The 12,474-nt window shown below is 38.8% G+C and carries 11 protein-coding genes; 3 read left to right on the forward strand and 8 right to left on the reverse strand.

Going from position 1 to position 12,474, the window contains the following annotated elements; genetic code table 11:
• Positions 1-188 precede the first annotated feature (188 nt).
• Together O0V13_RS05170 and O0V13_RS05175 are read left to right on the forward strand one after the other, a co-directional pair.
• The gene (locus tag O0V13_RS05170; protein ID WP_073570214.1) at positions 189-647 is read left to right on the forward strand and encodes a (2Fe-2S)-binding protein; all 459 of its coding nucleotides are present in this window, start codon (positions 189-191) and stop codon (positions 645-647) included.
• A gap of 2 nt (positions 648-649) precedes the next feature.
• Complete coding sequence (locus O0V13_RS05175; protein ID WP_268033930.1) at positions 650-2,812, forward strand: xanthine dehydrogenase family protein molybdopterin-binding subunit; 2,163 nt, start codon at positions 650-652, stop codon at positions 2,810-2,812.
• A gap of 112 nt (positions 2,813-2,924) precedes the next feature.
• Here the strand turns inward: O0V13_RS05175 and O0V13_RS05180 are convergent, their stop codons facing one another.
• Positions 2,925-4,955, reverse strand: coding sequence for a glutamine--tRNA ligase/YqeY domain fusion protein (locus tag O0V13_RS05180; protein ID WP_268033931.1), 2,031 nt, complete (start codon positions 4,953-4,955; stop codon positions 2,925-2,927).
• A gap of 108 nt (positions 4,956-5,063) precedes the next feature.
• The gene (locus tag O0V13_RS05185; RefSeq protein WP_268033933.1) at positions 5,064-5,414 is read right to left on the reverse strand and encodes a hypothetical protein; all 351 of its coding nucleotides are present in this window, start codon (positions 5,412-5,414) and stop codon (positions 5,064-5,066) included.
• Positions 5,415-5,491: 77 nt separating this feature from the next.
• Between O0V13_RS05185 and O0V13_RS05190 the strand changes: the two genes are divergently transcribed.
• Positions 5,492-6,631 (forward strand): cysteine desulfurase family protein, encoded by a 1,140-nt coding sequence (locus tag O0V13_RS05190; protein ID WP_268033934.1) that lies wholly within the window; start codon positions 5,492-5,494, stop codon positions 6,629-6,631.
• A 2-nt stretch (positions 6,632-6,633) separates the two neighbouring features.
• Here O0V13_RS05190 and O0V13_RS05195 read toward each other — a convergent pair whose 3' ends face one another.
• The 6 genes from O0V13_RS05195 to O0V13_RS05220 form a co-directional block, all read right to left on the reverse strand.
• Positions 6,634-7,221 (reverse strand): nucleotidyltransferase family protein, encoded by a 588-nt coding sequence (locus O0V13_RS05195; RefSeq protein WP_268033935.1) that lies wholly within the window; start codon positions 7,219-7,221, stop codon positions 6,634-6,636.
• On the reverse strand, positions 7,218-8,336 hold the full coding sequence (locus tag O0V13_RS05200; RefSeq protein ID WP_268033936.1) for an XdhC family protein: 1,119 nt from the start codon (positions 8,334-8,336) through the stop codon (positions 7,218-7,220). The genes O0V13_RS05195 and O0V13_RS05200 overlap by 4 nt, the downstream gene beginning before the upstream one ends.
• Before the next feature lie 120 nt (positions 8,337-8,456).
• Positions 8,457-9,212 carry a sulfite exporter TauE/SafE family protein gene (locus tag O0V13_RS05205; protein ID WP_268033937.1) on the reverse strand — a complete coding sequence of 252 codons (756 nt, stop codon included), beginning with the start codon at positions 9,210-9,212 and terminating at the stop codon, positions 8,457-8,459.
• Between the two features lie 77 nt (positions 9,213-9,289).
• Positions 9,290-10,549, reverse strand: coding sequence for a sterol desaturase family protein (locus O0V13_RS05210; protein ID WP_268033938.1), 1,260 nt, complete (start codon positions 10,547-10,549; stop codon positions 9,290-9,292).
• 127 nt (positions 10,550-10,676) lie between these two features.
• On the reverse strand, positions 10,677-11,339 hold the full coding sequence (locus tag O0V13_RS05215; RefSeq protein ID WP_268033939.1) for a LytR/AlgR family response regulator transcription factor: 663 nt from the start codon (positions 11,337-11,339) through the stop codon (positions 10,677-10,679).
• Positions 11,333-12,451 carry a sensor histidine kinase gene (locus tag O0V13_RS05220; protein WP_268033940.1) on the reverse strand — a complete coding sequence of 373 codons (1,119 nt, stop codon included), beginning with the start codon at positions 12,449-12,451 and terminating at the stop codon, positions 11,333-11,335. Before O0V13_RS05220 ends, O0V13_RS05215 begins: the two co-directional genes overlap by 7 nt.
• Positions 12,452-12,474: the final 23 nt, after the last annotated feature.

The following is a 12,474-nucleotide window of genomic DNA, read 5'->3' on the forward strand; positions in this document are numbered from 1 at the left end:
ATTGAAAGCAACAAGAATCAGGAATAAATAGGTCCAAAGCCAGCGATATTTTTATGCTTTGATTGCTTAGTTTCTCACTAATTAAGAATATAGAGTGTTCAATTACTACAATTTTAATCTTGGAATTCCACAAATGGCATTTGGAAGGGCTTGATTTTTTGTAACTTAAATCCAAACAACATCTATCCATGGCAACATTAAACTTAAAAATTAACGGAAAAACCCATACCGTTGATGTCGAGGACGATACCCCATTATTGTGGGTACTTCGAGATCATTTAGGATTAGTCGGAACGAAATACTCTTGCGGAATAGCCCAATGTGGAGCCTGCACTGTTCATTTGAATGGAAATGCCACTTTTTCCTGTGTGACTCCAGTCTCTAGTGTTGGGAATTCCGAGGTTACTACCATTGAGGGATTGTCAGAAAATGGGGATCATCCAGTGCAAAAAGCCTGGGAAGAAATTGACGTGGCTCAATGTGGTTTTTGTCAACCAGGCCAAATCATGCAAGCCGCTGCATTTTTGAAAAATAATCCTAGCCCAAGTATGGAGGAAATTGACAATGCAATGAACCGCAATATCTGCAGATGCGGTACCTATCATAAAGTAAGAGAAGCCGTAGCCCAAGCCGCCAAAACCAAATAATCATGAGCACAATCACTAGAGAAGGAAGAAGAGATTTCCTCAAAATAGTCGGAACCACTGCTGGAGGATTGTTTATTGGCTTTAACTGGTCAAGCTGCGACTCTCCCAAAGTAGAAGTTTTAAGCACGGAAGAAGTCTTGGCTCAAGTCAAAAACTTCAATGCCTATTTATCCATAGCACCTTCGGGAGACGTGGTGATTTATTCACCAAACCCAGAATTGGGGCAGAATATCAAGACATCATTTCCCATGGTTGTTGCTGAGGAATTGGATGCTGATTGGTCCAAAGTCCGGGTAATTCAGGCAAACCTGGATACCGAAAAGTATGACAGACAATTAACAGGCGGATCGGGTGCTATGCCTCATAGCTGGGAGCGATTGAGAAAAGCAGGGGCTACCGCCAAATATGTCCTTGTAGCTGCTGCGGCCCAAACCTGGAATGTTCCCGCAGAAGAAATCACTGTAGAAAGCGGTGTTATTTCCCATAAAGGATCTAATAAAACAGGTCATTTCGGGGAGTTTGTTGAGATTGCTTCTACTTTGTCAGCCCCGGAAGAAGTCACTTTAAAAGATAAAAAGGATTTCAAAATCATCGGGACTCCTGTAAAGAATGTAGATGCAAAAGAAATTTACACCGGGAAACCAATGTATGGCTTGGATTTTTACCGTGAGGGAATGAAACATGCGATGATTCAGCGAGCTCCTTTCGGAATGAAAATCAAATCAATGGATGACGGAGCAGCTCGAGGAGTTTCAGGTGTAACAGATGTTGTGACCTTTGGAAATTCAGTAGCAGTGGTAGGAACATCTACTTGGCCTTTAATGAAAGCCAAAAAGCTTCTTAGAATTGAATATGAAGCAGATGGAAATGTAGAAAGCACCGCAGATCATGACAGGATTTTCAAAGATCTACTGGAAAATGGAAAGGCAGATGTAAGAAGGAAAGACGGGAATGTAGATCAAGCTTTCAAGACAGCAGCTAAAGTCGTTGAAGCTGAATATCAATGCCCTTTTCTAGCCCATTCGCCTATGGAACCAGAAAACTTCTTTGCCCATGTCCAAGGTGATCGTTGTGAATTGATTGGTCCAACCCAAACTCCAGACAGAGCTAGACAGACAGCCGCTCAGATTTTGGGAATTCCACCAGAAAATATCACTGTAGAAATCACTCGTTTAGGGGGTGGCTTCGGTAGAAGATTAAGAGCAGACTATGTAGAAGAGGCTGTAGAAGTTTCCAGGGCAATCAATGGTCCTGTAAAAATTGTTTGGAGCCGAGAAGATGAATTGACTGGTGGTGCTTACAGACCAGCTGTGAGATATAAATTTTCGGCGGCATTGGATGATGCTGGAAATATAATCGGCTATAAACTCAAAGGAGTGGGTATGAATGCCGGCAATACAACCCGAGAAAATAATTTCCCGTCTGGCGCTGTAGAAAATGTCCTGATTGAATCTATAAGTTACGATTCCAGTATAACAACAAATGCTTGGAGAGCACCAATTACCAACTTCTTAGCCTATGCGGAACAAAGTTTCTTAGATGAGGTCGCTTTGGCTGCAGGAAAAGATCCTGTTCAACTTCGATTGGAATTATATGAAAGAGCCAAAAACAATCCGGTAGGAGAGTTAGGATACAATGTCAATCGGATGATCGCTGTGACCAAAGAGGTGGCTGAAAAGTCGAATTGGGGTAAAAATCCAAATGTAAAACAAGGCTTGAGCGTTTACTTCTCGCATAGATCCTATGTAGCCCAAGTTGCAGACATCGAAATGGATGCTGGAAGTCCAACACTAAAAAGAATCACCGCTGTAACAGACTGTGGAATGGTAGTTAATCCTACGGGAGCTAACCACCAGGTAAGAGGTGGGATTGTGGATGGGATGGGACATGCCATGTACACCAATTTGACATTTGAAAATGGTGTTCCAAAACAAAAGAATTACGATTCTTATCGCTTGATTCGATTGAAAGAAGTTCCAGAAATTAATACTCATTTCTTGGATAGTGGTTTTGATCCAACAGGTCTGGGTGAACCGGCCTTACCTCCAACAGGCGGAGCAATTGCCAATGCAATCTTTGCTGCAACTGGTCGAAGGTTGAGAAGTCAGCCTTTCATCGAGCAAAAGGAATTCTCTGATATCAAATTAGAAATCAAGAGAACCTGATGAAAAGTCTATAGTCGATAGTTTTTTGACCATAGAAATAACAAAAACGCCTCTGATTATACTCAGAGGCGTTTTTTATTAAATTATAGTAAATGAATTTCCAATATTGAAATCAACCAATCGCCTCAGCTTCTGTTTTTAGCAATTCATTTGAATCATTTAATCCTGCTTCGATGAATGCTTTCGCAGCCTCAGTTTTTTCTAGACCTTTTTTAATCAAAACTCCTAAAATCAACATGACACCGATTCGAGTTCCTACTTTTTTAGCTGCAGTATTAAACAAAGGTTCAATCTCTTCATAACTTATCTCTTCAGCTAATTTTTGAATGTTTGCCTTTGTGGAAGCATATTTTTCCTCAGGAAGATTGGTTAGCTTTTTACTCAATTGCTGCATCTCACTCAAAGGATTTTTCTTTGGCTGATTTTGAGGCGCAGGAGCTGCTGGTTTAGCTTGCTCTTTTTGAGGATTTTGCTTCGCCCATGAATCTTTCAGACCAACTGTTTTGTTGAAAACCAATTGATCAGAAGTAGTATCCGTATCCAAGGTGAAGTAACCCAATCTTTGGAACTGGAATTTGTCTTCCAAAGTAGCATTAGCCAAAAACGGCTCCAAATAAGCTTCTTTAATCACATTCAGAGAATCTGGATTGATGAATTCCAGGAAGTTTTTTTCCTCATGAGAATCCGGAGCTTCATCCAAGAACAAACGATCATATTCACGAACCTCAGCTTTGATGGCATGCTCAATGGATACCCAATGCAAGGTTCCTTTGACTTTTCTCAAGCTTGCTTCAGTTCCCGTTCCTGACTTTGAATCCAAGTCAACGGTACAGTGAATCTCAGTGATTCTTCCTGAATCGTCTTTTACAACTGAATCTGCTTTAATGATATAGGCACTTTTCAATCGAACTTCAGTACCTAAAGCCAATCTGAAAAATTTTTTGCTTGCCTCTTCCTGGAAATCTGCTCTTTCGATATATAGCTCTCTGGAAAATGGCACCTCATGTGTTCCTGAATCTGGAAGTTCAGGATTGTTTTCCATATGTAGAATTTCCGATTCACCATCAGGATAATTCGTCAAAACAAGCTTTACTGGATCCAAAACAGCCATAACACGAGTAGCAGTCTTATTCAAATCCTCTCTGATGCAATATTCTAGAAGTGAAACATCCGTCACATTATCCCTTTTGGAGATACCGGATAGGTCACTGAACTTTCTAATTGAGTCTGGTGTATAACCTCTTCGTCTCAAACCTGAGATAGTTGGCATACGAGGATCATTCCACCCAGAAACCACCTCTTTCTGTACCAATTCAAGAAGTTTTCGCTTACTCATCACTGTATAGCTCAAGTTCCTGCGTGCAAATTCTCTTTGCTTAGGACGTAGATTGGCTGGATCATAAATCTGATCCAAATACCAATCATACAATTCCCTGTGAAGTTTAAATTCCAGAGTACAAAGGGAATGGGAGATATGCTCGATGTAATCAGACTCGCCATGAGCCCAGTCATACATTGGGTAGATACACCAATCATTTCCGGTTCTATGATGATGAGCATTGATGATTCGATACAAAATCGGATCTCTCATATGCATATTTGGAGAAGCCATATCGATTTTAGCACGAAGAAGATACGCGCCTTTTTCAAACTCTCCATTTTTCATTTTCTCGAAAAGCTCAAGACTTTCCTCGATTGGTCTGTCACGGTATGGACTTGCAGTTCCTGGAGTCGTCGGCGTTCCTTTTTGTTCGGCGATTTGCTCAGAAGTTTGCTGGTCAACATAAGCTTTGTCCGCTTTGATCAACTGGACAGCCCAGTCATAAAGCTGCTGGAAGTAATCAGAAGAATAGCATTCATTTGCCCATTTGAAACCTAACCAACTAATATCACGCTTGATGGCATCCACGTATTCCTGTTCCTCTTTGGCAGGATTAGTGTCATCAAATCTCAAGTTAACAGGAGCATTGTATTTCTCTCCCAAACCGAAATTCAAACAAATGGAGGCAGCATGACCAATATGCAAATAACCATTAGGCTCCGGTGGAAAACGGAACCTTAGTTTATCTTTTGGAAGGCCATTGGCCAGATCTTCTTCTATAATTTGCTCAATAAAATTGAGTGCTTCTGGTGATTCTTTCATAAGTGAAAACTGATATTCAAAATTACTTCAATTGAAAGGAATTGCAACAATCAGCGAAAATGAAGATAGAGATTAGATTAAAAAAATTCAGATCTGGCAAGTTTCACCTTAAATCTCATCCATTTCTCTTTCTGGCCAGTAGGGACCTATTAAATCCAATTTTCTATTTTCTCTATCTAGCTTGAATTTCAACAACATTTTATCCTGCTCTTGCTCATGGATAGCCAAGCAGGCATTGAAATAGACGACATCAAATGTTAAAGTAAGGTTCCCGGACTTTTTATCTTTTAAAAGCAAAGTATTGATCACACTTACGTTTTCAGCAACTGCCCCATTCTTTTTGTAATAAAAAGAAAGAAAGATCCCTAGTTCCTTTTTTCTGGCAGTCAAAAAATCAATGATTTCCATTTCATTAGCCAGTGGCTCTTTTCCAATTTCAAATGTCCAATTTTCTTGCATGATCAAATAAATTGATTCAGATCGAAGTTACTTGAAATTTGTAAGGGGATGGAATTAGAATCACTTATTTTAGTCAAATGAACTATCCGATTTACCTAGATTATAACGCCACCACACCTTGTGCACCCGAAGCCATCGAAGAAATGATCCCATATTTCGGGACACATTTTGGGAATGCGGCAAGCAAAAGCCATCCTTATGGTTGGGTGGCTGAAAATGCTGTGGAAGAAGCAAGGGAAAAGGTAGCCACTTTGATAGAAGCGAAGTCCAAAGAGATCGTATTTACATCGGGGGCTACAGAGGCGATAAACCTAGGAATCAAAGGACTTTTTGAACATTATTTGGGTGAAAGACAACACTATATCACTTGCCAAACTGAGCACAAGGCAGTTTTGGACACTTTTGAAGAAATCGAAAAAAGAGGTGCCGAAGTCACTTATTTACCTGTTGACTCCAAAGGAGAAATTGATTTTGATGAGCTATACAATTCAGTAAAACCTCATACAAAAATGATTTGCCTGATGTGGGCTAATAATGAAACCGGAGTCATACATCCAGTTTCAGATATAGCAGCATTATGTGAAGATCAGGGAATAATCTTTTTCACTGATGCAGTTCAGGCAGTTGGGAAAATACCTGTAAATGTCAAAGGGATCCACCTGATGGCTATGTCTGCCCATAAAATATATGGACCAAAAGGAGTAGGAGCCTTATTTGTTCGACATAATCATCCACTTCCAAAACCATTGGCTCAAATTCAAGGAGGAGGACATGAAAAAGGTATGAGAAGTGGTACTCTAAATGTTCCTGGAATTGTGGGTTTTGGAAAAGCGGCTGAATTAAGACTTGTAAATTTGGTTTCTGAAGAAATCCGCCTCAAAAATCTGCGCGATCAATTAGAAACAGGCCTTTTGGAAATCTCCGATACTTATTTGAATGGAAGTCAAACTCACCGATTGCCTCATGTTTCCAATATATCATTTGCTGGAGTAGAAGGAGAGGAGCTATTGAGAAAGGTTTGCCAAAAGGTAGCAGTCAGCTCGGGATCAGCTTGTACTTCTATCAATCCTAAACCAAGTCATGTTTTGGAAGCCATGGGAATAGAGCCTGATTTAGGAAGAGCTTCGATTCGATTTAGTCTGGGATTGAACACGAATCAAGAAGATATCCAATCTACTATAAATTGGGTTAAACAAGTCGTAAGAGAACTACGGTAATTTTAATTTATTGAATTAAAATTTTCCCAATCAGCTTGCGTATCTATATCTATTTTCCCCTTTTCAAAAGGGATTTGAATCAGGTCATCTAAATGATGTTTGATCACCTTCTTTGCTCCCTGATCACCTTTCAGATTTAATAATTCCGAGAAGTATTTTTTTTCAATAATGGCAGGAACACCAATGGTATCAGCATAGCTACTAGCTGCAATTCCTTTAACTGAATTTTCCTTTTCAGTTATTAATTGATGAATCAATTCTGGACTTACATAAGGCTGATCACTAAGAAGTAAGATAACTTGATCAGGACTTTCATTTTCAATTAAAAAATTCAAACCTACCTGAAGGCTTGAAGCCATCCCACTTTCCCATTTCTGGTTTACAATCCACTTAATCCCATCAATTTTTAATGAATCTTTGATAAGGTCGGATTGACAACCTAAAACAACTATAACAGGGCCTAAAATGGCCTCCTGAGCTGATTTAATGGTTTTTTCCAAGAGTGTTTCGTCTTGAAATTTGAGAAGCTGTTTGGGTTTTCCAAGTCGTGAGGAGGATCCTGCAGCTAAAATTAGTACTCCTGTTTTCATGATGGATTTTCATGAATTGGACCCACTTTATCCTTCAAGAAAATCGGCTCCTTCTTATTCAAAACCGCCGTGATTTCTGACAAAGCGGATAGCGCAATTTCCTCAGAAGTTTCGGCACCGATTTCAATTCCGATCGGAGCATAAATATTTTCCAAACTCACAGAGATCCCTTGATTTTGAAGTCGATCGATTAGCTTTTCAGTCTTCTTTTTAGGACCTAATATTCCAATATAGGGAATCATGCAATCCAAAAGCTTCCTCATTATCACCGCCTCATATTCGAAATTATGAGTCATCAATAGAGCCACTGTTCTCAAGTCTGTCTCTATCTGTTGAGAAACATCTTCTGCGGAAACTTGAATTATATCAATGGCACTTGGGAATCTTTGCTTCGTTGCCAAATTTTTTCGGCCATCAATTAAAACCACCTCATAGCCCAACAAATCCGCCATTTTGGCCAAAGGAATGGTGTCATTTCCAGCTCCAAATAAAAGAATTCTTACCGGAGGACGGATCAATTCATAAAAGACTGAAATATCATCAAAATCAGGATAGGCTTGAATTTTACTCGATGCAAACTCCCAACTGGAAAGTTCGTGTTTCATTTCGAGCCAAAGGGCAGGAGGGAGATGGTCCACTTTCCCATATTCATGATTCCCTTTTTTTAGAAAAACAGTCCCAATCTGTTCTGATTTACTTCTTTTGATAGAAAACAAAGTCAACAAAACACAGCTCGATCTTTCAGAAAGAGCCAATTTTATCAGCTCAACAGGATTCACAGGGTTATCAAAATCGATGGGCTCGATCAATACATGAATGATCCCATTGCATCCCAATCCAACTCCGAATTTCTGATCATCTTCATCAGTCGTATCATAAGTGACCAACATGGATTTTTGTTGAAAAATCACAGTTTGAGCCTTTCTTAAAGCATCACCTTCCAAACAGCCACCACTGATAGCTCCAGTCAAATGCCCCTCTTCAGTCACCAACATCCTAGCTCCCGGTCGGCGATAAGAAGAGCCATCCACCTGAACTACCGTAGCCAAGGCAACATTTCGGTTTTCAGATTTTGCCAGTTCGTAAGATTGAATGATTTGCTTGAATTCCTTCATTTACCTTGATGATGATTTTTTTAGAATTGAATCAAAATATAGCCAAAATTGAATGTTTAAACACTCGATTTTATTTCAATTCTGATGAAAATCACTTGGTCGTTTGAATTGAATAAGAATTTATTTGAAAAGGATAATAATTGCCCCAAGGGCTGTAAGGATCAAAATCATCTTTCTAAAAAACTCCTCATTGATCATTTTTACGACTTTGATACCTACTATAAACCCGAGCATAATTCCTGGAATGAGTTTTAAATCCAAGAGCAAAGTTTCTTTGGAAATAGTCTCCCAAATGAAGAAATGGAAAGGCAATTTGAAAACATTGATAATAAGAAATAGCCAAGCTGCAGTCCCTATGAAATGATTTTTGGGCAAGCGCATAGCTAAAAAATAGATATTGGAAATTGGACCCGCCAAGTTTCCAACCATCGTGGTAAATCCTGCCAAGGTTCCAACTCCACTCGAAAATGCCCAATGGGTAGGAACTGTTTTGGTTTTCTTTTGATCCCACCAAACAATAAATCCTACTGTAAAGAAAATAATGATGGACATAAAGATCTTAAAAGCTTTCTCTGGCAAATCCATCCCCACCAAACTTCCCAAAATAATTCCCAAAATCATCCATGGAAGGAATTTGGCAACGTATTTCCATTGGGTATGACGATTGTAATAGATTACTGCGAATATGTCCGCGATTACCAAAAGTGGTAGAACAATTCCCGTAGATTGCTTCGCCTCAAAAGCTATCGCCATAAAAGTCACATTGATTATCGCAATTCCTTTGATCCCTGCTTTGGACATCCCAATAACAAATGCAGCTAAAAAACTAAGAATCCACGAAGTAGTACTGATTTCAGAGGTAAGAGATAAAAACATAGGTTGGGGTCAAGAGCAAAGGACAAAAATATCCCGATTTCCCAAACTTAAAAAAATCCAAGCTAGGTCTATCTGAATCAATGAGTCAATTGGACCCTTTCTTTACCAAGAGAAAACACAAAAGAAAGAAGAAGTGAAATAAACAAATAGCCCACAAATCCATAAATAGCTCCCGGAAAGGCTGTATTCATTCCAAACCAATCACCTGAAGTAATCACAAAATACATGGCGTAAACTGCTTTCAAGAGTTCCCAGGCCCATGCATTTGGATTTCTATCCATTAATTCGGTATAGGCATAGACAGTTAAAAAGACAAAACCTCCATAGTAAAATATACCAGGAGCACCTATTTCTGCGAGATTCCCAAAAAGGTAACTCAAGAGTAAAAGCAACACGATTAATTGTGCAAAGCTCCAAATGACCATTCCCTTGGATAAATGAGAGTCATATTTTTCAAAATGATAAACATCTTCAATTTTTTTCACAGGATATTTTTGAGCTACATCAGCTGGTCTCCATCCCAAGGGCATAAACCAGATTTTCAATTTATCAGACCAATTTTGGGCTCTCCAAGCGTCTTTGATCAATAGCCATAAATGCATGAAATTGATCTTGATAGGATTCCAGGTTTGCACAGGTCTCGTAACTCCATATACGGCTGGAACATCTTCCAATTCATCCTGATATGTCCCAAACCATCTATCCCAAAAGATGAAGATCTGACCATAGTTTTTGTCCAAATATTCTGGATTGATGGCATGGTGAACTCGGTGGTGTGAAGGGGTAACAATCACTTTTTCCAGAATTCCCATCTTTCTAATATGCTGGGTGTGATACCAGAATTGAGCGAAAAGATGCAAGGGTGCTACGATAGCAATTACTTCTGGTGGGACTCCCAAAATAGCTGCAGGAAGCAAGAAAACAGCGAAAATCTTTACTATCCCTGAAATACTTTGACGCAAGGCACAGGCTAAATTGAATTCCTCTGAGCTGTGATGAATGATGTGATTATTCCAAAAGATATTGTATTCGTGAGCAATCCGATGAGTCCAATATCCAGCAAAGTCCAAAGCAATAAAGGCTATGATATAAATCAACCAAGTAGCTTTGATTTCAAAGAATCCGAGTTTATCATAAAGCCAAGCGTAGGAGATCACCACTAAACTCAATCCTAAAACATCTTTGGTCACATTGGTGATTCCAGAACTCAAACTGGAAATCATATCAGAGACAGGAACTGTATCTTTGCCTTTCCAGATCCCCCAGAATTTTTCAAAAAGTACCAAGCCAAAAAAGGCAGGCATTGCAATCAATAATATTTCTCCGTAGGCTTCCATTTGGGTTTAGAATGGCGTGTTAACTCCTCTAAACCTAGGAAAAATGGACAATCAGAACAATAGCACATGAAATCAATTAATTGAAACAGTCGCTTTTTTGACCAATTTCAAAAGTTTATCTAACCATTCATAGATTATAAGATGCGCTTATCGGTAAAGTCACCTCACCCAGATGTACTTCTTTACTTGATTTGGCAGTAATCTTATCTTCCCGGATGATAAATGATTTATGGATTCTTAAAAAATTTGAATCAAGGTTCTCTATCATTTTTTTCATGGTCATCCTTGTCACAATTGGCTTCCCATCATCGAAATGAATTCTTAGATAATCAGCCATCCCTTCAATGTAAACCACTTTTTCCAATTCAATTTTCACATGTTTGGAATCGACTTTAACCCAAATAAATGATTCGTCCTTTTGTGAAGATTGCATTGCAAAATGCCTACTAGCCTTATCAACTGATTTCTTAAACCTTTCAAAATCAAAAGGTTTCAATAAATAGTCTACAGCCTCAAGGTTAAAGCCTTCTAAGGCAAATTCAGAAAAAGCGGTCGTTAAGATCAACAGCTTATTTTTTCCAAAAAGTTTATAGAATTCAATTCCTGACAATAGAGGCATCTGAACATCCAAAAATATTAAATCTACTTGTTCAAGCTCCAAAAACTGTTTCGCATCCGTTACTTTGGAAAAGATCTTGACCAATTGAATTTCTTCCGGAATTCGATCACAGAATGTCTGCAGAATCTCTAAAGGAAGGGGTTCGTCATCTAAAGCAATGGCTTTTAGCATTCAAGGTTTATTCTCAGGTGAACCCGAAAATAACTATTTCTTTCTCCTAACTCAAGTTCTTGCTTGTCACCATAGTTTAATTCTAATCGAGATAGGGTATTTCCTAAGCCAAATCCACTTTTCTCATGCTGGGCCAATTCATGGGTGACTATTTTGTTTTCAACCATTAGAATAAACTCGTCTCCTTGAGTTTCTAAAATGATTTTGACTTCACCTGTTTCTTCTGGACTTACTCCATGTTTAAAGGCATTTTCGACAAATGATATCAAAATGAGTGGAGCCATCTTTTTTCCAGAGAAACTTCCACTTTTTTGATAATCCAATGAAAAATCAAGGGGTAAACGAAGTTTTTGTAGTTCTAGGTAATTTTCAATGTATTGAATTTCACTTTCCAAACTGACACGGTCTTCCATGGAATCTGAAACTATATAGCGCATCATTTTAGACAACTTCATGATGCTTTCTCCAGTTTTATCAGCTTTTTCCCTGATGCTAAGCGCATAAATCGAATTCAAGGTATTGAATAGGAAATGAGGATTTATTTGATTTTTCAAGGACCCAATTTCAGCCTTGGATTTTGCCTGCTCAGTCTGGAATAAAGCCTCTCTCAATCTCAATAAAATTGAAAACATCACAACCACGGAAAATAGCAGCAATTGATAAGCATAAGAAGCCAACTCTTCCCAAGGAAAAAGCTTATCCAAAAAGGAATTAGGCTGTGGTCCAAAACCTGGACGATCAGGACCAGCACCATGACCAGGTCTAAATTCTGAATTTGGTTTCGGTGGGGAATTATGGTTAAGAGTAGGAACATTTCCTCCAGGCTCATGTGAAAAAACAACCTCAGGTATTTCTATGATCAGCAGAAAAGAGATTCCAACCCAAAGAAAATAAATGAGATAATGACCTTTTTGAAAGAATTTGGGAATCAGTAAGAAATAATTCAGGTAGAAAAATCCTAGCATTAAGGCATTGCTAAATAACTCCTGAATGGTGGCAGGGTCCAAAGCAAATCTGGAAACCTCAGGAGGCTGAGGAGATAAAATCACTGGTACCAACAAAAAAGCAACACCTCCGAAGAAGTGAAGCCACCAACTGCGAATAAATTTCATAAAGCCTATTTACAAAAAGGATC

This window comes from Algoriphagus sp. PAP.12 (assembly GCF_026652115.1).
In the GTDB taxonomy this organism is placed as follows: Bacteria; Bacteroidota; Bacteroidia; order Cytophagales; family Cyclobacteriaceae; genus Algoriphagus.

Excerpts from the sequence above, each read along its gene's own strand:
- O0V13_RS05175 (WP_268033930.1), top strand. The coding sequence starts at position 650 with ATGAGCACAATCACTAGAGAAGGAAGAAGAGATTTCCTCAAAATAGTC.
- O0V13_RS05215 (WP_268033939.1), bottom strand. The coding sequence starts at position 11,339 with ATGCTAAAAGCCATTGCTTTAGATGACGAACCCCTTCCTTTAGAGATT.
- O0V13_RS05195 (WP_268033935.1), bottom strand. The coding sequence starts at position 7,221 with ATGAAAACAGGAGTACTAATTTTAGCTGCAGGATCCTCCTCACGACTT.
- O0V13_RS05170 (WP_073570214.1), top strand. The coding sequence starts at position 189 with ATGGCAACATTAAACTTAAAAATTAACGGAAAAACCCATACCGTTGAT.
- O0V13_RS05190 (WP_268033934.1), top strand. The coding sequence starts at position 5,492 with ATGAACTATCCGATTTACCTAGATTATAACGCCACCACACCTTGTGCA.
- O0V13_RS05200 (WP_268033936.1), bottom strand. The coding sequence starts at position 8,336 with ATGAAGGAATTCAAGCAAATCATTCAATCTTACGAACTGGCAAAATCT.
- O0V13_RS05220 (WP_268033940.1), bottom strand. The coding sequence starts at position 12,451 with ATGAAATTTATTCGCAGTTGGTGGCTTCACTTCTTCGGAGGTGTTGCT.
- O0V13_RS05180 (WP_268033931.1), bottom strand. The coding sequence starts at position 4,955 with ATGAAAGAATCACCAGAAGCACTCAATTTTATTGAGCAAATTATAGAA.
- O0V13_RS05185 (WP_268033933.1), bottom strand. The coding sequence starts at position 5,414 with ATGCAAGAAAATTGGACATTTGAAATTGGAAAAGAGCCACTGGCTAAT.
- O0V13_RS05210 (WP_268033938.1), bottom strand. The coding sequence starts at position 10,549 with ATGGAAGCCTACGGAGAAATATTATTGATTGCAATGCCTGCCTTTTTT.
- O0V13_RS05205 (WP_268033937.1), bottom strand. The coding sequence starts at position 9,212 with ATGTTTTTATCTCTTACCTCTGAAATCAGTACTACTTCGTGGATTCTT.